Source organism: Gordonia araii NBRC 100433 (assembly GCF_000241265.1).
Taxonomy (GTDB): Bacteria; Actinomycetota; Actinomycetes; order Mycobacteriales; family Mycobacteriaceae; genus Gordonia; species Gordonia araii.
In genome coordinates this window covers 1-20,730 of record NZ_BAEE01000031.1, presented here as the reverse complement: position 1 = coordinate 20,730, position 20,730 = coordinate 1, and the positions used below count along the sequence as shown (strand labels likewise).

22 protein-coding genes, 1 tRNA gene and 1 pseudogene are annotated in these 20,730 nt (G+C 67.3%); 14 read left to right on the top strand and 10 right to left on the bottom strand.

Going from position 1 to position 20,730, the window contains the following annotated elements; all coding sequences use genetic code 11:
* The 4 genes and pseudogenes from GOARA_RS19720 to leuA all read right to left on the bottom strand — a co-directional run.
* Nucleotides 1–637: pseudogene (locus GOARA_RS19720) on the bottom strand (hypothetical protein); the annotation flags it as partial.
* Nucleotides 638–641: 4 nt separating this feature from the next.
* Complete coding sequence (locus GOARA_RS05275) at nt 642–929, bottom strand: WXG100 family type VII secretion target (RefSeq protein WP_007321274.1); 288 nt, start codon at nt 927–929, stop codon at nt 642–644.
* Nucleotides 926–1,255 (bottom strand): WXG100 family type VII secretion target, encoded by a 330-nt coding sequence (locus tag GOARA_RS19215; RefSeq protein ID WP_083834778.1) that lies wholly within the window; start codon nt 1,253–1,255, stop codon nt 926–928. Before GOARA_RS19215 ends, GOARA_RS05275 begins: the two co-directional genes overlap by 4 nt.
* A 79-nt stretch (nt 1,256–1,334) precedes the next feature.
* The gene (leuA, locus tag GOARA_RS05270) at nt 1,335–3,182 is read right to left on the bottom strand and encodes a 2-isopropylmalate synthase (RefSeq protein ID WP_007321272.1); all 1,848 of its coding nucleotides are present in this window, start codon (nt 3,180–3,182) and stop codon (nt 1,335–1,337) included.
* Between the two features lie 202 nt (nt 3,183–3,384).
* Between leuA and GOARA_RS05265 the strand changes: the two genes are divergently transcribed.
* Both GOARA_RS05265 and GOARA_RS05260 read left to right on the top strand, forming a co-directional pair.
* Nucleotides 3,385–3,975 carry a flavin reductase family protein gene (locus GOARA_RS05265; RefSeq protein ID WP_050947165.1) on the top strand — a complete coding sequence of 197 codons (591 nt, stop codon included), beginning with the start codon at nt 3,385–3,387 and terminating at the stop codon, nt 3,973–3,975.
* Between the two features lie 112 nt (nt 3,976–4,087).
* Nucleotides 4,088–4,531, top strand: a complete 444-nt coding sequence (locus GOARA_RS05260) for a hypothetical protein (protein ID WP_007321269.1) — start codon at nt 4,088–4,090, stop codon at nt 4,529–4,531.
* Nucleotides 4,532–4,544: 13 nt separating this feature from the next.
* On the opposite strand, the gene GOARA_RS05255 is transcribed toward GOARA_RS05260, so the two are convergent.
* Both GOARA_RS05255 and GOARA_RS05250 read right to left on the bottom strand, forming a co-directional pair.
* On the bottom strand, nt 4,545–6,017 hold the full coding sequence (locus GOARA_RS05255; RefSeq protein ID WP_306302173.1) for an MFS transporter: 1,473 nt from the start codon (nt 6,015–6,017) through the stop codon (nt 4,545–4,547).
* A 286-nt stretch (nt 6,018–6,303) separates the two neighbouring features.
* Nucleotides 6,304–7,509, bottom strand: coding sequence for a putative hexosyltransferase (locus GOARA_RS05250; RefSeq protein ID WP_007321267.1), 1,206 nt, complete (start codon nt 7,507–7,509; stop codon nt 6,304–6,306).
* 101 nt (nt 7,510–7,610) lie between these two features.
* On the opposite strand from GOARA_RS05250, the gene GOARA_RS05245 reads away from it, so the two are divergent.
* On the top strand, nt 7,611–8,876 hold the full coding sequence (locus GOARA_RS05245) for an aspartate kinase (protein WP_007321266.1): 1,266 nt from the start codon (nt 7,611–7,613) through the stop codon (nt 8,874–8,876).
* Between the two features lie 2 nt (nt 8,877–8,878).
* The gene (locus GOARA_RS05240) at nt 8,879–9,904 is read left to right on the top strand and encodes an aspartate-semialdehyde dehydrogenase (RefSeq protein WP_007321265.1); all 1,026 of its coding nucleotides are present in this window, start codon (nt 8,879–8,881) and stop codon (nt 9,902–9,904) included.
* A gap of 27 nt (nt 9,905–9,931) precedes the next feature.
* On the opposite strand, the gene GOARA_RS05235 is transcribed toward GOARA_RS05240, so the two are convergent.
* Nucleotides 9,932–10,204: a hypothetical protein gene (locus GOARA_RS05235; protein ID WP_007321264.1), complete on the bottom strand. Its 273-nt coding sequence runs from the start codon at nt 10,202–10,204 to the stop codon at nt 9,932–9,934.
* Between the two features lie 230 nt (nt 10,205–10,434).
* Between GOARA_RS05235 and GOARA_RS20140 the strand changes: the two genes are divergently transcribed.
* Entirely contained in the window at nt 10,435–10,581 is a 147-nt protein-coding gene (locus GOARA_RS20140) for a hypothetical protein (RefSeq protein ID WP_170265711.1), read from the top strand.
* Between the two features lie 25 nt (nt 10,582–10,606).
* Here GOARA_RS20140 and GOARA_RS05230 read toward each other — a convergent pair whose 3' ends face one another.
* The gene (locus tag GOARA_RS05230; protein ID WP_007321263.1) at nt 10,607–11,044 is read right to left on the bottom strand and encodes an SRPBCC family protein; all 438 of its coding nucleotides are present in this window, start codon (nt 11,042–11,044) and stop codon (nt 10,607–10,609) included.
* Between the two features lie 100 nt (nt 11,045–11,144).
* Between GOARA_RS05230 and GOARA_RS20135 the strand changes: the two genes are divergently transcribed.
* The 9 genes from GOARA_RS20135 (at nt 11,145) to GOARA_RS05190 (ending at nt 18,105) form a co-directional block, all read left to right on the top strand.
* The gene (locus tag GOARA_RS20135) at nt 11,145–11,318 is read left to right on the top strand and encodes a hypothetical protein (RefSeq protein ID WP_007321262.1); all 174 of its coding nucleotides are present in this window, start codon (nt 11,145–11,147) and stop codon (nt 11,316–11,318) included.
* A 101-nt stretch (nt 11,319–11,419) separates the two neighbouring features.
* Nucleotides 11,420–12,700 (top strand): lipase family protein, encoded by a 1,281-nt coding sequence (locus GOARA_RS05225; RefSeq protein ID WP_007321261.1) that lies wholly within the window; start codon nt 11,420–11,422, stop codon nt 12,698–12,700.
* 45 nt (nt 12,701–12,745) lie between these two features.
* Entirely contained in the window at nt 12,746–13,333 is a 588-nt protein-coding gene (locus tag GOARA_RS05220; RefSeq protein ID WP_007321260.1) for a hypothetical protein, read from the top strand.
* A 4-nt stretch (nt 13,334–13,337) separates the two neighbouring features.
* Nucleotides 13,338–14,738: a hypothetical protein gene (locus GOARA_RS05215; protein WP_007321259.1), complete on the top strand. Its 1,401-nt coding sequence runs from the start codon at nt 13,338–13,340 to the stop codon at nt 14,736–14,738.
* Nucleotides 14,739–14,778: 40 nt separating this feature from the next.
* Entirely contained in the window at nt 14,779–15,477 is a 699-nt protein-coding gene (locus GOARA_RS05210) for a hypothetical protein (protein WP_007321258.1), read from the top strand.
* A gap of 51 nt (nt 15,478–15,528) precedes the next feature.
* Complete coding sequence (locus tag GOARA_RS05205) at nt 15,529–15,960, top strand: organic hydroperoxide resistance protein (RefSeq protein WP_040521816.1); 432 nt, start codon at nt 15,529–15,531, stop codon at nt 15,958–15,960.
* A gap of 49 nt (nt 15,961–16,009) precedes the next feature.
* Nucleotides 16,010–16,471: a hypothetical protein gene (locus tag GOARA_RS05200; RefSeq protein WP_138947545.1), complete on the top strand. Its 462-nt coding sequence runs from the start codon at nt 16,010–16,012 to the stop codon at nt 16,469–16,471.
* Nucleotides 16,472–16,487: 16 nt separating this feature from the next.
* Entirely contained in the window at nt 16,488–17,966 is a 1,479-nt protein-coding gene (locus GOARA_RS05195) for a hypothetical protein (RefSeq protein ID WP_007321255.1), read from the top strand.
* A 65-nt stretch (nt 17,967–18,031) separates the two neighbouring features.
* Nucleotides 18,032–18,105: transfer RNA gene (locus tag GOARA_RS05190), tRNA-Pro, on the top strand.
* 68 nt (nt 18,106–18,173) lie between these two features.
* Here the strand turns inward: GOARA_RS05190 and GOARA_RS05185 are convergent.
* Nucleotides 18,174–19,160, bottom strand: a complete 987-nt coding sequence (locus GOARA_RS05185; RefSeq protein WP_040521814.1) for a metallophosphoesterase — start codon at nt 19,158–19,160, stop codon at nt 18,174–18,176.
* Nucleotides 19,161–19,314: 154 nt separating this feature from the next.
* Nucleotides 19,315–20,730, bottom strand: a 1,416-nt coding sequence (locus GOARA_RS05180) for a penicillin-binding transpeptidase domain-containing protein (RefSeq protein ID WP_007321253.1), incomplete at its 5' end; no start/stop codon positions are given.

The following is a 20,730-nucleotide window of genomic DNA, read 5'->3' as shown; positions in this document are numbered from 1 at the left end:
CAATATCGCATACTGGTTTGAGAGATACCCGGAGTGTGCAAACGTCCGTCGAGATTGCCTCAATAGATGGAAGGGTCTGGTCCGCTATCTTCTGTTCATCCGGCCGATTCTGATAGTTGGCTTGATCGTCGGCGATGCTTCGCCATGAATCGGCGGCCGAAGTGAGCTTGTCGAGGTCGCCATTGGGCCAGTCGAGGCCTACATGTCCGCTAACCCTGGTCCACCAGGCCGGAGGAGTGACGCCATCACCAATCGAGGAGATGATGCTAGGAACCGAAATCGGGCTGTCGGGTCGCTGGTCTAGCGTGGAGTCGACCGCACCGGAGTCGTAGGGCTCGCCGTCACTAGCCCCCTCGATGTTGGCGGCAGTGCAGTAGAGCAGTACATGCAGTATTCCAGCGGCGTTGACCGTGACCGCCAGTAGGCCAAAGTATCCATCTTCCCCGGAGATCGCCAGATCGTATTGAATTCCAAAGGTACGGCCGCAGCGATCATTGCCTGCCATCCCGCCACAGGCATCAAGTGCCTCTGCAGCCTTTTTGATAGTGGACGAGAGGCCGTTGTATACGAACAGAGCGTCATCCGCGACAATTCTGAAACTGTCTGGATCGGCATCGGCGCGAGACTTGGGCGGCAACGTATCACCCCCACATCGCCGTGTCGGCGTCGAACGCTTTGGTCCAGTTGTTTCTGGTAGTCGTGGCGGCTATTTTCAGCCGGTTTAGTTCAGTGATGGACGCCTTGGCGTCCCGTATCCACAAGGTTGTAGCAGTCTCAAATGCCTCTACAGCTGCGCCATCCCAGTAGTTTCGGAGGTCCTTAGTCAGGGACTGCACTGCCTTGAGTTCATCGTTGAGGGCATCGCATAAGGTGACCATCTGCTCTATTGTCGCGTCGAGAACGTCGACGTCGATCCGGATTCTGCTCATACATCCAGATTCAGATACGTGGGACGGGTCGACGTACGGAGTGCGGCGGTATTGCTGTCCTCCTGATTTTGATAAGCGTTGGCGCTGCCGACGAGGTTCTTGGCTATGTATTCGAGTCGATCAGTTAGGGCGCGTGCGGAAATCGTCCAGTCTTCAACACCGGGCCGAAATCGATCGACGGCCTTTCCACCGACCCATGTTTCAAAGAGGTGTTCAGATTCTTTGGTCAGCGAGTCAACACGGGATCGGATCTCTTCTGCAATCTCCTCAAACCTATCCGCTGCATGTAGCAACGCCGATCTGTCGACGTTGAGGTTGTCGCCCATCACCACACCGTAGCGTCAACTGCATCACTGATGGGGAAGTGGTGGATCCGGACGCCGGGGGGCTACCACGCCTCTCGCCTTACGGAGCCCAGGTCCGTTCCGCCTGCTCGCCCTGCTCGGGGGAGTCGGCGCGGTGGGCGCGGTTCACGGCGGAGACAACGGCCCGCAGACTCGCCGTCGTGATCGACGACGCGATACCGACGCCCCACACGGTCTCACCGTCGATCTCGGTCTCCACGTAGGCGACGGCGCTGGCGTCGTCACCGGCGGTCAGCGCGTGCTCGGAGTAGTCGAGGATGCGGACGTCGAATCCGACGGTGCCCAGGGCGTCGACGAAGGCGGCGAGGGGACCGTTGCCGCGGCCCTCGATCTCCTTCTCGACGCCGTCGACCTTCACGACAGCGGTGACGGTGTCCTCGCCGTCGTCGGTTTCCGCGGCGTCGACGCGTTGACGCATCCGCTCCAGCGGCTGGATCGGGTTGAGGTACTCGTCGGCGAAGACGTCCCACATCTCCTTGGGCGACACTTCGCCGCCCTCGCCGTCGGTCAGCTTCTGGATCTCGCGGCTGAACTCGATCTGCAGGCGCCGCGGCAGGTTCATGCCGTGGTCGGCCTTCATGATGTAGGCGACCCCGCCCTTGCCTGACTGGCTGTTGACGCGGATGACCGCCTCGTAGGTGCGGCCGACGTCCTTCGGGTCGATCGGCAGGTAGGGCACCTGCCACAGGATGTCCTCGACGTCGGAGTCGGCCTCGTCGGCGTCGATCTTCATCTGGTCGAGGCCCTTGTTGATCGCGTCCTGGTGGCTGCCGGAGAACGCCGTGTAGACCAGGTCGCCGCCGTACGGGTGCCGCTCGGGGACGTTCAGCTGATTGCAGTACTCCACGGTGCGACGGATCTCGTCGATGTCGGAGAAGGAAATCTGCGGGTCGATGCCGCGGGAGAACAGGTTCATCCCCAGGGTCACCAGGCAGACGTTGCCGGTGCGTTCGCCGTTGCCGAACAGGCAGCCCTCGATGCGGTCGGCGCCGGCCAGGTAGCCCAGTTCGGCGGCCGCGACCGCTTCACCGCGGTCGTTGTGCGGATGCAGGCTCAGGATGATCGAGTCGCGGCGAGCCAGGTTGCGGCTCATCCACTCGATCGAGTCCGCGTAGACGTTGGGGGTGGCCATCTCGACGGTGGCGGGCAGGTTGAGGATCAGCGGATTCTCCGGTGTCGGAGCGATGATCTCGCTGACCGCGTCGCAGACGTGCTTGGCGTAGCTCAGCTCGGTGCCGGTGTAGGACTCCGGGGAGTACTCGTAGCGCCACTGGGTGTCCGGATACTTCTTCTGTTCCTCGAGGCACTTGTGCGCGGCATCGGTCGCGATCTTGGTGATCTCGTCCTTGTCAGCCCGGAACACGACGCGCCGCTGCAGCACGGACGTCGAATTGTAGAAGTGCACGATGACGCGGGGCGCGCCCTGGCAGGCTTCGAAAGTCCGCTCGATCAGCTCGTCGCGGCACTGGGTCAGCACCTGGATGGTGACGTCGTCGGGGATGACGTCGTCCTCGATGATCTCGCGGACGAAGTCGTAGTCGGTCTGGCTTGCCGACGGGAAGCCGACCTCGATCTCCTTGTAGCCCATGCGGACCAGCAGGTCGAACATGCGGCGCTTGCGCGCCGGGCTCATCGGGTCGATCAGTGCCTGATTACCGTCGCGCAGATCAACGGCACACCAGAGCGGAGCGCGCTGCACCTCGGCGTCGGGCCAGGTGCGGTCGGGCAGCGAGATCCGCTCGACCTCGTCGGCGAAGGAACGGTAGCGGTGGACGGGCATCGCCGAACCGCGCTGAGGATTCCAGCTGGGCTGTCCGTCGGGGATGGGCCCGGAAGGCTCGACGATGCGCGTGCCTTGACGGGCGGTGAAGGAGTCGGGGGAAGTCATGATGGTCAATCTCCGTGAAGGTTGGTGGAAGATGACCGGCGCGCGAAGTGGCCCGCGACGGAGGGCCGGTCGATTCAGACCCCGCCGCGGCAACCGAGGAGGAGTGCGCGCTGCATGGCAACGAGATTACCCGGTCGGTGTGGCCGCGCACAAAAGGAATGCGGCAAGTCCGGGCTGCCCGTGCGTGGGTAACGTTGGCGCCGTGGGTGACAGACAGGTTCTCCGACCGGGGGTCGACGGTGTCGATCCGTATCGCTTGCTGACGGCATTGGTCGTTCCGCGGCCCATCGCGTGGGTCGCCTCGACCGACGCGGACGGGAAGGGGAACCTCGCGCCGCACTCGTTCTTCACCGTCGCCTCGGTGCGCCCGCCGATCATCGCGTTCACCTCGATCGGCCCCAAGGACACACTGCGGAACATTCAAGCGACCGGCGAATTCACTGTCAGCCTCGTCAGCGACGACGCGATCGACGCCGCCAACGCCACCAGCGCTCCCGTCCCTCCCGACGTGGACGAGGCGGCGGCGTTCGGCGTGGCCATGCGACCGTCGACGTTGGTCGCGCCACCCCACGTCGCATCGAGTCCCGCAGCGTTCGAATGCCGGCTGCGGCACACCGTCGGCTTTGAGGAATCGACGATGGTGTTCGGCGATGTCGTCGCCTTCAGCATCGACGACGAGGTGCTCGTGGACGGGCATCCGGAGTTCGGACGCCTGCGTCCGGTGTCCAGGCTCGGCCGCGACGAGTGGGGACTGCCGCCGGAGGTCGTGACCCGGGCCCGGCCGCGTGGCTGACGTCTGCCATCGTGTCTAGTGCCCCTTCCGGTCTGATCGGACCGAGGTTGAGGGTCAGCCCAGCTCGTCCCCGTCAGCCCGTCGGACGGGCACCACGAAAGGAAGACAGCCCATGAGTTCCTTGTGCCAGAAGATCACCGCCGCCGTCGTCGGCGTCGGCGCCGCTTCGATACTTTCCGCCGGCATCGCCCACGCCGCCCCGACGCCGGTGCACGGCCCGCCGCCGAAGACGATCCCCAAGTCGACTCCCATCCCGGGAGCCAACTGCACCTACGGTCAGGCCGAGAAGGCGCTGGCCAAGCAGGACCCCAAGGTGTGGGCCAAGATCACGAAGGACGACCACTACCGCAGTCACTTCCAGCAGGACATCGTGCGCACCAAGGCGCAGCGCGAGGCCAAGGCCGAGGAATGGCGCAAGGCGCATCCGGTCGAGACCGTCGCCCTGGAGGCCGCCGAGCGTGCGGGCGTATTCGGTGATCCGGTGCAGTCGGCCAAGGACCGCGCGACGTTCGGCGAGGCGATCGACCGGGCGAGGGCGAACTGCGCCAAGTTCTGATCGTCGCGGCTAGTCAGTAGATGGTGCTGTCCCGTTCGCGGGGCAGCACCATCGCTGTAACCGCGGCCATGACGAGAAGGATGATTGCCGCCGTCCCCAGCGCCGCGTGCATCCCGGTCATGTAGGCGGTCTTCGCCGTCTCGACGACCGCAGCGTCGTTGCCCGCCGAGACGACGACCTCGTCGAGCGTTCCGCGCAACGGTGACCCGCTCGACGCGAGGCCGCGCGTGAAGACGACCGCGGCCAACGATCCCAGCAGAGCGAGCCCGAGGGCCTGGCCGAGCTCGAAACTCGTCTCCGACATGCCGGTCGCCTCGCCGGCACGTTCGGGCGGCACCGATCCCACGGCGACGACGGACACCAGGCTGAACGCGGTGCCGTAGCCGACGCCGGCGATGGCCGAGCCGAGCAGGAAGGCCCACAGGCCGTCGTGCACTCCGGTCAGCTGCAGCGTGAGCATCCCGGTCGCGCAGACCAGCAGGGCCGTGATGAAGGACAGTCGGACACCGAGGCGTGCGACGATCCGCGCCGAGCCGAGCGAGAACGCGCAGACCATCGATGCCATCGGGATACCCAGCAGGGCGGCACCCAGCGGCTCGCGACCGGTGACCGACTGCAGATACTCGTTCACCAGGTAGGTGGTCGCGGCCAGCGACATCATCGCCGCCAGCGTCGTGCAGATCGCGACCGCGAAGCTCCGGTTGCGCAGCAGGCCGAGATTGACCAGCGGGTGGTCGGCACGGTTGCAGTGCACGACGAAACCGGCGAGCAATCCGAGGCCGACGATGCCGGCGCCGACGGTCGTGATGTCGACTCCGGAGAGCGCCACGTGCTTGATCGCGTAGACGACCCCCAGGATTCCGCCGATCGACAGCACCACACCGAGCACGTCGAAGGGCGCGACGTCGGAGTCCGCGGCATCGCGTCGGGAGTCGGCGGGGAGCAACGACGACGCCAGCCACAGCGCGCCCAGCACCGGCACGTTGATCAAGAACACCGAACCCCACCAGAACTGGTGCAGCAGGAGGCCGCCGACGATCGGGCCCACCGCGGCTCCCCCGGCGAAGGCCGCCGTCCAGACGCCGATGGCGCGGGAGCGCTCGGTGGCGTCGGGGAACATCGTCGAGATGATGGCCAAGCTCGACGGCAGCAGGGTCGCGCCACCGAATCCCATGACGGCGCGGGCGGCGATCAGCGTCGACGGGGAAGCGGCGAAGGCGGCCAGGATCGACCCCGCACCGAAGATCGTCGCGCCGGCTAGGAGCAGTCGGCGCCGGCCGACGCGATCACCGAGTCCGCCCATCGTGATCAACAGCCCGGCGATGACGAAGCTGTACGAGTCGAGGATCCACAGCGCTTCGGCCGGCGACGGACCGAGGTCGCGCGAGACCTGCGGCATAGCGAGGAACAGCACCGAGACGTCCATCGACACGAGCAACACGGGCAACGTGAGGACGCCCAATCCCCACCATCGCCGGTTGCTCACAGAGCGTGAGAGTAGACGGGTCGTGCTCGGCCCGCGATTCAGGGCACGCTCAGCGAGAAACTGGGCACACTCGGCGAGATTCTGGGCACGGTCGGCGAAAATCTGGGCACGGTCGGCGCACCAATCGGTGGTCGAGTGCCCGCGAGGCGCTAGCCGAGTGGGCGTATCGAGACCGACGCGAGGTCAGTGGGCACACTCGGCGCGAAAGTGGGCACGGTCGGCGGGAAACTGGGCACGGTGGGCGAGATTCTGGGCACACTCGGCGGGAAAGTGGGCACGGTCGGCGCTACATGGCGTGCGGATAGACCGTCAAGATGTGCGCTCCGAACCAGGAACTGAGCGCGACGACGCTGCCGAGGATCGTGTAGCGGGCCGCCGGTGCCTGGCGCGACAGGTAGTTCGCGATCGGGATCAACAGCACGAAGGCGGGTAGCAGCAGTCGGGCCCGGCTCATCATCAGCCCGCTCGACAACACGATCGACGCGACCACGAGTACCCCGTACAACAGCAACGGCCACGGAGTCCGGGCGGCGACGTTGATCCCGACCAGAACCAGCGTTGCGACGATGATCAACGCGGTGGCCACCGGAACCACCCCGCCGGAGTTGACGAGCGTCTGGTTGACGAATTGGAAGGTGGCCCGGCCTCCGTCGAATTTCGTGCCCCAACCGGCGGTCTGGATGTCGAACCAGCCCATCGGAGTGCCCGTGCGGCGCCACACGAATCCGAGGTAGCCGAGATAGCCCAGCGGGGCAACGAGAAATGCCGCCCACGCGCGCCAGCCGCCGCGTTCCATGCCCGCGTTGCCGGTCTTCCCCCACGGCAATCCGGCCGCGGCGATGAACGCGGCGAGCATCACGACTCCGATCAGCACGATCCCCGTCGGGCGCACGGTGCCGGCCAGTAGCGCGGTGAGTCCGGCCAGCAACCAACGCTTTTCGACTACGCCCACCAACGACCAGGCCACGAGAGCACAGAACAGTGCCTCCGTGTAGGCCATGGAGAGCACGATGCCCATCGGGGCCGCGGCGAAGAGCACCGACAGGATGAGGCCTGCGGTGCGAGACTGATCGTCGTCGGCGCCGGTCATCTGCTTCGCGCACCAGCGCCCGATCCGCGCGATCGCCACCGCGGCGAGCGCTCCGGAGGCCAGCGTGACGATGATCGCCGCGCTATACACGTCGAGGCCAGGCAGCTTGGCGACGACGCCGACGAGATACGGGTAGCCGGGGAAGAACGCGAACGCGGTATCCGGAGTGTGGATGCCGTGCGCGTCGGTGTGGGCCACCGGCACGTCCTCGTATCCGTACTGGGCGATGGCCAGCATCCACTTGCCGTCCCACATCCTCAGCGACGCGGGCAACGTCGTTCCGCGCAGGTCGGCGAGCCGGGCCAGCACGGCCACGCCGATGAGGCGCACTGCGAAGAACGTGAGGATGGGGACCACCCAATCGTCGACGACGTCGGTGCGGCGCGCGGCGGTGGTGGTCACGACGGCGATCGTAATGGCGCTGCGGTGCCCTCGTAGCGCCAACTGCCGTCCCGGTAGACTTGGCCGTCGGTAACTCCCCAGGTTCAGAGAGGTAAATCCCCGTGGCGCTCGTAGTGCAGAAGTATGGCGGGTCCTCGGTCGCAACGGCCGAGCGGATCCGTCGTGTCGCCGAGCGCATCGTGGACACCCGCAAGCGTGGCGACGACGTGGTGGTCGTGGTGTCGGCGATGGGCGACACCACCGATGAACTGCTGGATCTCGCCGAACAGGTCAACCCGGCGCCACCGCCGCGCGAGATGGACATGCTGCTCACGTCGGGCGAACGCATCTCTAACGCGCTGGTCGCCATGGCCATCGCGTCGCTCGGCGCCGAGGCGCAGTCGTTCACCGGCTCGCAGGCCGGTGTCATCACCACCAGCAGCCACGGCAAGGCGAAGATCATCGACGTCACGCCTGGGCGCGTCCGCGATGCCCTCGATCACGGCAAGATCGTTCTCGTCGCGGGCTTCCAGGGCGTCGCCCAGGACACGAAAGACGTCACGACGCTGGGTCGCGGCGGGTCGGACACGACCGCCGTCGCACTGGCCGCCGCGCTGGGGGCCGACGTGTGCGAGATCTACACCGACGTCGACGGCATCTACACCGCCGACCCGCGCATCGTGCCCAACGCCCGTCACCTCGACACCGTTTCCTTCGAGGAGATGCTGGAGATGGCCGCGGCTGGTGCCAAGGTGCTCATGCTGCGCTGCGTGGAATACGCGCGGCGCTACAACGTTCCCGTTCATGTGCGCTCGTCGTACTCGAACAAGCCCGGCACCCTGGTGACCGGATCGATGGAGGACATTCCCGTGGAAGAAGCGATTCTCACCGGTGTTGCGCACGACCGGAGCGAGGCCAAGGTCACGGTCGTCGGCCTCGACGACACCCCCGGCTCGGCCGGCAAGGTGTTCCGCGCGGTCGCCGACGCCGAGATCGACATCGACATGGTTTTGCAGAACATTTCGAAGGTGGAGACCGGTAAGACCGACATCACCTTCACGCTGCCGCGCGAGCGCGGCCCGGTCGCGGTGGAGAAACTCAACGGCCTGCGCGACGAGATCGGCTTCTCCGAGGTGCTCTACGACGATCACATCGGCAAGGTGTCGCTGGTCGGTGCCGGCATGCGCTCGCACCCGGGCGTCACCGCGACCTTCTGCGAGGCGCTGGCGAAGGCGGGCATCAACATCGAGCTGATCTCCACGTCGGAGATCCGGATCTCGGTGCTCATTCGCGATACCGACCTCGACGAGGCGGTCCGTGTCCTGCACGAGGCCTTTGATCTCGGCAGCGACGAAGAGGCCGTCGTGTACGCCGGAACGGGGCGGTAGTCATGGGCGCCAAGATCGGTGTCGTCGGCGCGACCGGCCAGGTCGGCGGCGTCATGCGGACGCTGTTGGCTCAGCGGAACTTCCCGGCCGACGAGGTGCGGTTCTTCGCGTCGTCGCGCTCGGCGGGCAAGAAGCTGCCGTGGGGCGATGGCGAGATCGTCATCGAGGATGCGTCGACGGCCGATCCGAGCGGTCTGGACATCGCGCTGTTCTCCGCCGGTGCGACCATGTCGCGCGAGCAGGCGCCGCGCTTCGCCGCTGCCGGTGTCACCGTCATCGACAACTCGTCGGCTTGGCGCAAAGATCCCGACGTACCGCTGATCGTCTCGGAGGTCAACGGCGAGCTCGCGAAGAACCCGCCGAAGGGCATCATCGCCAATCCGAACTGCACGACGATGGCCGCGATGCCGGTGCTCAAGCCGTTGCACGTCGCAGCTGGCCTGCGACGGTTGATCGTCTCCTCGTACCAGGCGGTGTCCGGCAGCGGACTGGCCGGCGTCGAAGAACTCGCGACCCAGGTCCGTGCCACCGCGGCCGACGCCGAGAAGCTCGTCTACGACGGTTCGTCGGTCGCCTTCCCCGAGCCGGTCAAGTATGTCGCGCCGATCGCGTTCAACGTCGTTCCGCTCGCCGGGGCGATCGTCGACGATGGTTCGGAGGAAACCGACGAGGATCAGAAGCTGCGCAACGAGTCGCGCAAGATCCTCGGTCTGCCCGAGCTATTGGTCAGTGGAACCTGCGTGCGCGTGCCGGTGTTCACCGGCCACTCGCTGTCGATCAACGCTGAGTTCGACGAGGCGCTGAGCCCGGATCAGGCCCGCAAGATCCTCGCCGACGCGGCCGGGGTCGAGCTGGCCGACGTTCCGACGCCGCTGGAAGCGGCGGGCAAGGACGTGTCGCTGGTCGGCCGGATCCGCGTCGACCCCGGCGTGCCCGACGGCAAGGGGCTCGCGCTGTTCGTCTCCGGCGACAACCTGCGTAAAGGTGCTGCGCTCAACACGATCCAGATCGCCGAACTGCTGGTCTAGCGATCCGGCCGCGACAGTGGCTCGGCGTCAGCGCTGGAGTTGTTGGTAGCTCACCATGATGCCCTCGTGTTCGAGGGCTTCGTTGGCCCGGTCGATGGCTGCGAGCATGCCGGGGTCGGCTTCGGCCGCACTCTGTACGACGACTTCGATGGCCTCGAACTTGCGGATGCCCGCCTTGCGAAGGTCACGCTTGAGAAAGCCCGACCGGATGTGTCCCAAGAACATCTGCAGCCGGCGGTGGAAGAGATCGAGGACGGCGGCGCTGTCGGACCCGACCGCGAGTAGTTCGTCGTTGCGCATCTCCAACCGCAGCCACTGGGTGTCGCGATCGTAGTCGGCGCCATCCGGCAGCGAGATGTCTCTGAACGGCGGGCCGGGAGCGGTTGGCCTTGTTGTTCGACGACTTTCCCCTGCTGGGTCAGTCGGACCCGGTTGACCGGTCCGGCGGCCTCGATCAGGTACGTCGATGACGCGTTCTCCAGGGCAACGACGTAGGTCTGCCGGCCCAGCCGGGCGCCGAGCGGCGTGATGTGGTTCCGCATCGTGATCGGGTCGACGAGCACGACGTGCGGCCCGACTTGGGCGATGCCCAGCTGGCCGGGTTCGATCAGATCGAAGGATGTCGTCGGGCCTGCCAGGCCGAGTTCGGCGAGGCCGGTGTCGACGATGATCCCTAAGGTCATGCTCCGGGGCATGGCGGCCCTACAACGCCGTGAGGATGTTGTTGAGCTTGTGGTCCGATGCGGAGACCGCGGCGTGAACCCCGGGTTCGACCAGCTTGGCGATCGCCTTCCCCGCGAATCCGCCGGGGAAGTTGTACTCGATCTCGACGGAGATCTTCGTCGTGTCGGGATCGACCTCGGTGAGCTTCCAGCGGGTCTTGTTGCTGAACCCGGAGACCGAGGCGGTGTCGATCTCCTTGCCCTCGACCCATCGGGTGATCTCGACGACCGAGTCGACTCGCGCCCCGACCTTCATCCGCGACTGGAACTGGGCGCCCTCGCCGCGAGTCTGATCGCTCAGCGGCGTCATCTCCGACATCCCGAACATCCAGTTCGGCAGGTTGGCGACCTCTGACATGTAATCCCACACCTTGGCAATGGGGGCGTTCACGGTGTTCTCGTGGCTGATCTGTCCCACTGCGGTCTCCTTCAAGATCGGTGTTCGCGCTCACGATTGATCGACTTGGAACCCTAGCGGGTGGGTCACGGCAAGCCGGTCGGGACACTACGCTAGAGCCATGAGTGACGACGACCAGTGGTACTACGAGATCTCGACCGGCAAGGTCACGCAGGGCAAGCACGGCAGCGTGCTCGACCGGATGGGGCCCTACCCGGACGAGGCGACGGCCAAGCGCGCGCTGGAGATCGCCAAGGAGCGCAACGAGTCGGCCGACGCCGACGACGAGGACTGATAACGCTTCGACCACCAGCGGTGTTGCAATCTGAGAACACCCGGTTGCATTAGCGGAACGACGCTGGCGACCCCACCGAGGCGCGGGTTAACTTCAGCCTCATGCGTCACAATAGTTTCGCGCGCCCGCGTATCGTCCGGGCGTCGGCGATGCTCGTCGCGGGCCTGGTCGCCGGCGTCGGGTCGATCGCCGGATCGTCGACGGCGTCGGCCGTCGACTTCTACACGCCGCCCGCGCGCGTGAGTCCGGCCGCTTCGGAGCCGGGCGTGCTCGTGCGCACGCAGCCGATCTCGGTGATGCTGCAGATTCCGGGCATTCCCCATCAGTGGCCGGGAAGCGCGACACGCGTCATGTACATGACGAGCTACCAGGACAAGGAGCCGGTCGCCGCGACCGGGGTCGTCATCGAGCCCACCTTGCCGTGGCGCGGACGCGGACCTCGCCCGACGGTGGTCATCGGGCCGGGCACCGTCGGCCAGGGCGATCAGTGCGCCACGTCGAAGAACATGGGCGGGCCGATCGCGATCGACCCGGGCAAGCGGAGTGTGGCGCTCAATTACACCGCTCCGGAGATGTTCCTGTTCCTCAACAACGGGGTGCGCGTCGCCATCGCCGACTACGTCGGCATCGGCACACCGGGGATGCATACCTACCTGAACCGCGCCGAGCAGGGCTACGCCATGATCGACGCTGCCCGCGCTGCGCTCAAACTCGCCAGCGCGCCGGGTGATTCGCCGATCGCCTTCTCGGGCTATTCGCAGGGTGGTGGCGCTGCCGCCGCGGCCGCGGAACTCGCCGAAGACTACGCACCGGAACTCGACGTGCGCGCGACGTACGCCGGGGCGCCGACGGCTGATCTGATCAGTGTGATTAATAGGTTCGACGGCACCCGCAACGCCGGATACATCGGCTACGTGCTCAACGGTCTCACGGTCCGCTATCCCGAGGTGCGGCCGATCCTCGACCGCGAGCTCAACCCGGCCGGCAAGGCGATGCTGGGGGCCGTGGCGAACCAATGCGCCGCCGACACCGGGGCGGGCTTCGGCCTCCGGCGGAGCAACCAGTGGACGCGGTCGGGCGAATCCATCGGGCAGCTCGTCCTGCGTACTCCCGAACTGCTGAAAGCCTTCGACGACCAGCGGATCGGCAAGGGCAAGCCGAACGCGCCGGTGCTGCTGGAGGCCGCGCCCGCCGACGACATCGTGCCCTACGGGCAAGTGCGGCGGCTCTACGGCGAATGGCGCGGCAAAGGCGTTGCCGTCGCCATGATGAACGACGGCACACCGCCGCTGTTTCCGGGCACCGGAAGCACCCACATCCTCGCGATGCTTCCGAACCTGCTCCCGGCGGCCAGCTATCTGATGTCGGCGCTCTCGGACTAGTCAGACGCGGGTCGGCGTGCCCCTGCGTATGGGACAATCCGGGGCATGAAACGGGCCGGCAAATGGATCACGGCGATCGCGGCGGCGGTCATCGTGCTCAGCATCGTCGGCGGAATCCTGTTGGCCGTCGGCGGATTTCGGCAGATCGTGAACTTTGATGACGAGTCGATCGCCGTCGCCGGTCCGGGCAACACGGTGACCACCCATTTCGACGCCGGCCAGAAGGTGGCTCTCTACACCTACGGGGCCAACGGCGTGTACGTCGGGCCGCGGCCCCGTTGCCAGATTTCGGGTCCGGCACCGGTGAAGCCGGGACGCGCGGTGACCAGCTCGGTCACCATCGCTCAGCAATCCCGGATCTCCTTCGCGTCGTACGTCATCGCCGAGTCGGGCGACTACCGCGTTTCATGCGATTCGCCCGGGGTGACCATCGCACCGCCGCTGTCCGCGGGCGGGATCATCGGTGGCGTCGGCGGGATCATGCTCGCCATTTTCGGCGGCATCCTCGGGATCGTCGGGCTGTTCGCCGGAATCATGATGTGGGCGCTCGGCGGCCGACGGCCCAACCCGCCGCCGCCGAGCGGTCCGCCGTATTCGACCGACCCTGTCGCGACACCGGAACCCGAGGACTGAACACATGCGCTCAACCCTCACGACGGCTATCGCCGTCGTGTTCCTACTTGCTGTTGGCGGTGCCCCGGCATCGGCCGAACCCGGCGTCGACGTAGGTCCGCCCGGAACCTCGCTGATGCACGGCGACCTGGCGTCGACCGATTCGACCCCGCATCCCGGGCCAGGCCGAGGTGCCCGCCTCGCCGCGTCGTCGGTGCCGGGCGGCGCGTGCGCCGCGACCTTCCTCGGCCGCGCCGGTGTGCCGATCTCGCTCTGCACCCAGTTCTTCGGCCAGGGCGGAGTCGCCGTTCCGACCGTCACGCTGTTCCATCCGCGCACCGCGGCGGTGCTCGCGCGACTCCCGCTCACCAAGGGGGGACTGCTCGGCGGCGTGTACGGCTATCTCGACGCGTCGGATCGCGTTGTCGTCGCCGACGGCTCGGGGGCGATCGTCCGGGTCGCCCACCGCGGCGGGCTGCGTGCCCCGCGCCTCGTCGTCGAAGAACGGGTCTCACTGGCCGGGCACCTGCCCCGCGGCGACACGGTGACCGGGTTGGCGCCCGACTACCAGGGGCGCGTGTGGTTCGTGACGACCAACGGGGTCGTCGGGACCGTGACGCCGACGGCCGGCCGGCCTCGGATCGCGTCGGTGCGGCTGCGACCGGGCGAGCAGATGGGCAACGGGCTGTCGGTGCGACCGGCAGGCGTATCCGTCTTGACCACGCACGCGCTCTACGAGATGACCGCGGGAGTCGACGGCAAGCCGCGCACGCGGTGGCGGCGCGCCTACGACAGGGGTTCGGCCCGCAAACCCGGTCAGCTCACCTGGGGGTCGGGAACGACGCCCACCTACTTCGGGCCGGGCGGCGACGCCTGGGTCGCCATCGTCGACAACGCGGACCGGCATCCCGACCTGCTGGTGTACCGCAGCGACGACGGCAGTCTGGTCTGCCGGATGCGGGCCTTCCGTCGCAGCGGTCAGGGCACGGAGAACTCGATTCCCGCACGGGGCAACACATTGGTCATCCCCAGCACCTACGGCTATCAGTACCCGCCCCAGGCGGAAACCGGTCGAGCCGATCCGCCGGCCGCCCCTTTCATCGGAGGCTCGACCCGTGTCGACGTCTCCGAGTCGGGCTGCCGGCGAGTGTGGGAGAACACGGACCGTATTGCCACGCTGCCGCGCCTCGCCGGCGACGGGATCGTCTACGCGCTCGGATACGGTCCTCACGTCCCGGGGGTTCCCCAGCAGTTCGGACCCGTGTACCTGATCGGTTCCGACTTCCTGACCGGGCGTCGCGTCGTCACCCTGCCCGTCGGGAACGCGCCACTCGACGAACCGTTGGAGCTGACCGGCACGATCGGGCCCGACGGGACGCTTTGGCAGGCGACCATCGGGCGCATGCTGCGCATCACCCGGCGATGAGTTGCCCCGGAGGGTTGCGGCGGGTGGCAGTATCGAAGGTATGACAGTTCCCGACGATCCCGACCGGATCCCGAGCCAGGCCGAACTGGACGCCATGGATCTTGCCGAACTGACTCACAGTTCCGCGGAGTCCAACGTGCACTACCCCAAGCCGGTCGACGACCCGGGGCCGCCGCCGCCCGCGCTGGCGCGCGACGCATGGGTCTGTTGGTGGATCGGCGCGGCCGCCGGACTCGCGTCTGCTCTGTACATGCTGGTCAACGTGATGTCGATTTCCGACGCGTTGCAGTCGCGCCTGATGGAGGGCATGCAGCAGACGATCGACGATGCGATCCGGAACCGGGACAAGGCGCCCGCGGGAGTCGAGATTCCGATCCCGAAGGCCCCGGCTGACGAGTACCACGGCCTCGCCCATACGCTCCCTCCGGCCATGATCGTGTCCATCGTGGCGCTGCTGGCGGTGCAGTTCGCGCTGCTGCGCGCGATCGGGAATCACCACAGCCGCAATGCGCGGAGCCTTTTCGCGGCGTTCGTGCTGATCAATCTCGTCTGCATCCCGGTCGGGCTGGATCTGCTGGCCTTCAGCGAGAACGCGCCGCTGATGTTCGTCATCGGGTGGATCCAGTTCGGGGCGCTCGTCCTCGCCGCCGTCTGCACCTGGCGGCCCTCGGTCGGCCGCTGGCTTCCCGCGCCGAGCCCCCTGCGCCCCACGAGGCTGCTACGTCCGGGCAACGCCTGACCGCGTCGCGTTCCGGACGGCTCGAAACCCCTACAAGATGGAGGAATGAAGATGAGTGTTGAGGTTGCCTACCGTGTGTCGTCGACGGCCAGCGGCGGAGGTCGTGACGGGCACGTCGAATCCGAATCCGGGCGCATCAAGCTCGATCTGCAGCCGCCCGTCGAACTCGGCGGCAGCGGGAACGGCTCCAACCCGGAGGAACTGTTCTCCGCCGGCTACGCCGCCTGCTTCCTCGGCGCTCTGCGCCTGGTCGCCAAGAACGCCGGCGTCGCCGTTCCAGACGGTACGACCGTGACCGTGACCGCCGGCATCGGCAAAGACACCGCCGACAACGGCTTCGGGCTCGTCGCCGACATCGCCGTCGCACTGCCGGGACTCGATCAGGCCAAGGCCGACGAGCTCGCCCAGGCGGCCCACGGATTCTGCCCGTACTCGAAGGCGACGCGCGGCAATATCGCGCATACGGTGACCGCCACGGTCTGAACGGGCAGGCGGGCATGACGCCGGGGCCGCCTGCGGTACCGTGATCTCCGTGAACAATGCGAATGTGGCCCTGCCGCTGTTGCTGATCGCGGTGACCGTCGCGGTCCTGGCGTTCGTCGCCTACCGCCGACGCGAATCGAAGGCACTGCTGCGCGACGCCGCACTGGCTCGCGACCTCCGCGAGGCGGCCGGTGCCGACGCCGTTCGCCTGGCGGCGGTCGACGAGTTCGAGACGACGATCTACCAGCGCCTCTTCTACGCCAGCGTTGTCGGTCCGAAGGTGCGCAGTGCCGCGTTCTCGCTGCTCGGTCTGCTCCTGTCGCTCGGGCTCGCGGTGCTCCTGGCCCCCTCCGACGGGCTGACAGCGACCACGGCCAAGACCGTTGCCGCCGTCCTCGTCGTCGTATTCGGCATCGCCACCGTGGTCTTCGCGGGCTGGGCCGTCTACCACCTGGTGAGCACACCGCGCGTGTCGTTTGTCGAGTCGTACGACGACGACGAGGACGAGTAGTCGCGGACGCCGAGCCGTGTGGTCGAACCTGACTGATCGACGGCGCCTGCTACTCGCGGGCGGCGGCGTCGGTGTTGCCGGACTCCTCATCGCCGTGTGGGCACTCGTCGGCGACGCACCGGCCAGCGGCACCGACGTCGCGCCGGTCGAGCAGATCGCGGTCGTGCTGGGCAACCCGAACGAGCCGGCGTCGGTACTGACCAGCCGTGCCGTCTTCCCGTCGTCCGCCGCGGTCGTCTTGGTGCGTGACGAGGCGTCGCCGGAGGTCGTCGAACGCAGTGCGACCCTTGCCCGCGAGCGCCGCGTCCCGCTACTCGACGTCGGCCCGACGTCGGCGGAACCGGTGCGACGGGAATTGGCGCGTCTGGGCGTCCGGTCCGCCGTAGCTGTCGAGCCGGCCGGTATGGCCGACGTCGGAGTTCGCGTCGACTCGGCGAGCGGCTCACCCGAACCCGCACCGGTGGCAGATCCCGGTTCGATACTTGTGCTGATTCCGGCGGGACCCGGCAGCGCGACGGCGGCGGCCACCGCGTCGGCCGCGGGCGCGGTCCCGACCGTCGTCAGCCGACCTGACCCGATGGCCAGCGGCGAGGCGATCGATTTCGTCAAACGCCACCCCGACGCCCGGGTGATCGGCATCGGCGGTGAGTTCGGCACACCGGCGCTTCTCACCTCCCGCGTCGAGGCGGCACAACAGGCTCCCGAGCTGCCCGGCGGTGGCTACACGTTGTTCCCGGGGCGACGGATGGTCGCGTTGTACGGATCGCCCGGTGCTCCCGCACTGGGGCCACTTGGGCGGCAGAGCCTCCAGGAGTCCATCGCACGTGCTCGTCGGCTGGCGGCCAGGTATCAGCCGTTCAGCAAGGAGAAGGTGATCCCGGCCTTCGAGATCATCGTGACCGTCGCATCGGCGTCGCCGGGCCCGGGCAACAAGTACACCAACGTCATCGACCCGAAGACGATCGAGCCGTGGGTGATTGAGGCCGGGAAGGCCGGCGTCTACGTCACCCTCGACCTGCAGCCGGGGCGCGTCGACTTTCTCACTCAAGCCAAGATCTATGCCGACCTACTCAAACACCCGCACGTCGGGCTGGCCCTCGACCCGGAGTGGCGACTGAAGCCGAACCAGGTTCACCTGACGCAGATCGGTTCCGTCTCGGCCGCGGAGGTCAACCGGGTGACCGACTGGCTGGCGGAGCTGGTGCGCGACAACAAGCTGCCGCAGAAGCTGCTCGTGCTGCATCAGTTCGACTCCGACATGCTGGCCAACCGCGACAAGATCAACACCGGCCATCCGGAGCTGGCGATGATGATCCACGCCGACGGCCACGGCACGCCGCCGGTGAAGATGGCGACGTGGAACCGCCTCATCAAGGGCCTCTCGCCGGACATCGTGATGGGGTGGAAGAACTTCTACACCGAGGACCATCCGGTGTTCTCGCCGCAGCGAACCATGCAGGTTCGGCCGGTGCCGTGGTTCATCTCGTACCAGTAGGGAAGCAGCCGACAACCCGATTTCATCCCGGCGATCCGACGCGGTAAGCTGGTCCAGGTTTGATACGGGGTATGGCGCAGCTTGGTAGCGCGCTTCGTTCGGGACGAAGAGGTCGTGGGTTCGAATCCCGCTACCCCGACGCAAGGTTGAGATTGCAGAAGAGGCCCTGACCGGGTTCGCCTGGTCAGGGCCTCCTCGTTTCTGCGGTCAGGCGCGGTCTTCGGCCAGTTGGGGGAGCGAGGCGACGTCGGCGTCGTCCCCGCCGTGCGAGACGGGCGTGAGCGTCAGCAGCGTCGCTTCCGGGCGGCAGAAGAAACGCGCGGGAGCATACGGCGACGTTCCAAGACCGGCGCTGACGTGTAGGCGCATGTGGCTGCCCCACCGCGACGGGCCCTTGACTCGTGAACGGTCGATGCCGCAGTTGGTGACGATCGCCCCGGCGAACGGCAGGCACAGCTGGCCGCCGTGGGTGTGTCCGGCCAGCACCAAGTCGTAGCCGTCGGCCGCGAACTGATCCAGCACGCGCGGCTCGGGCGAGTGAGTGAGACCCAAGCGGAGCTGTGCGAGCGGATTGGGTCGGCCGGCGATCGTCTCGTAGCGTTCCCGCTCCAGGTGCGGGTCGTCGACGCCGGCGGCCGCGATCCGTGTTCCCGCCACCTCGATCTCGTGTGTCCGGTGCGTCGCGTCGAGCCAGCCGCGCTCGATGAACGCCGCGCGCAGGTCGCGCCACGGCAGCGGTTCGCCGTGCTTGCGCTCGTGGTCGGTGTCGAAGTACTTGAACGGGTTCTTCGGCGTGGGACCGAAATAGTCGTTCGAGCCGAACACGAACAATCCCGGGCGAGTCAGGAGTCCGTCGAGCGCCTGGATCACGGCGGGCACCGCGTTCGGGTGGGCGAGGTTGTCGCCGGTGTTGATCACGAGGTCGGGTTCCAGCTCGGCCAGTTCCGACACCCAGGCTTGCTTCAAGTACTGGTTGGGCATCATGTGCAGGTCGCTGATGTGCAGAACGCGCAGCGGCGTCGAACCCGGTTCGAGTACGGGCATCGTGGCATGCCGCAACGCGAAGGCGTTGCGCTCGATCACCGTCGCGTAGAACAAACCGGCCGCTCCGGCACCCGCCGTCGCCGCGACCGCACGTCCCGCAGGGGTGGCGAACAAGGACGTCAGACTACGGGCCGGTGCGCGATCAGACATGGATTCAGGATACGCGCGACGATCAGACGTGCCCACTCGGCGACGGTGAGGTGCCCACTCGGCGGGGGTGGGGTGCCCACTCGGCGGGGGTGGGGTGCCCACTCGGCGGGGGTGGGGTGCCCACTCGGCGGGGGTGAGGTGCCCACTCGGCGGATCAGCCGGGGATCTGGATCACCACCGGGCCGACCCCGGGAACTTCGACCGTGGTCTCGGTCGGGCCGGAGCTGCCGCTCTTCTTCCCGTCGCTCACGTAGATCGTGATGGTGCTGCCCGGCATCGCCGAATCCGACGGCGCGGTGAACAGCACGGTGCCCTGCGGCCGCGAACTCGACGCTTCGAGCTGGGTCACCTTGAATCCGGCGCGCTGCAGTCTCGCGGTGGCCTCGCTCGCGGGCAGTCCGGTGACTCCCGGCACTCGACCGCGCGCGCTGCCGCTGACGTACTCCGACGCGTTCGGCGGCAGGTGAACCGGGCCGAACTTGGTGGCCACCGGCTGCATCGCGCTGAACCACGTACGGGCCGGCTCGCTGCCGCCGTAGAGGTTGCCGTAGCCGCACTGGCGCAGCGGACCGGAGCAGAGCTCGGCGGGACGCGGGCCGTCGTTGTAGGCGTACACAGCGGAGGCCATCTGGTTGGTGAAGCCCAGGAAGGCCGACGAGCGGTGCGCCTCGGTGGTTCCGGTCTTGCCCGACATCGGCAGGCTCCACCCCGAGCCGCGCGCGGCGGCCGCGGCGGTGCCCGCGCCGACATCATCCTTGCTCATCGCGTTGGCCAGGGCGTTCGCCAGGCCACGGTCGACGACCTGCTCACACTTGGGCGAGGAGAACGGCACGACCGAGTGGGCGGGCTTGCCGTCCGGCCCGATGATCAGGTTGCCGTAACGGTCCCGCTTGACCTTGGTGATCGCGGCGATCGGATTGGGCGGGCACCACACTCCGCCGGACGCCAGGGTCGCCCCGACGTTGGACAGTTCGAGCGCGTTGACGGCGAAGGGGCCGAGGGTGAACGAGCCGAGATTTCCCTGCTTGACGTAGGTCGCGATCGACTTGTCGCCGAAACCGGACGAGCCCGGGGTCGTGTAGCTGCGCAGGCCGAGGCGTACCGCCATGTCGACGGTCGGTTTCACACCGGTTCGCTGCAACAGTCCGACGAAAGCCGTGTTCGGCGACTGGGCGAGCGCGTTGGTGATGGACATCTGTGCCGGGTACTTGCCGTCGTTCTTGACGCAGAAGTAGCTGGGCGGACAGCCGTTCACCCCGCCGCTGTTACCCATGCCGGTGAGTTGCAGGCTCGCCGGGACCGGGATGGAGGCATTCGTGCCCAGGCCCTTCTCCATCGCGGCGGCCACGGTGAAGATCTTGAACACCGAACCGGCGCCGTCGCCGACGAGGGAGAACGGCTGCGGCTGGACGGTCTGGCCCGCCTTCAAGCGCAAGCCGTAGTTGCGCGACGATCCCATAGCCAGCAGGTCATGCGAGTTCTTGCCGGGACGGATCACGCTGGCGACCTGTGCGACGCCGTCGGCGTGGGGACTCGCGAAGGCCTGCAACGACCGCACCGTCGACCGCTG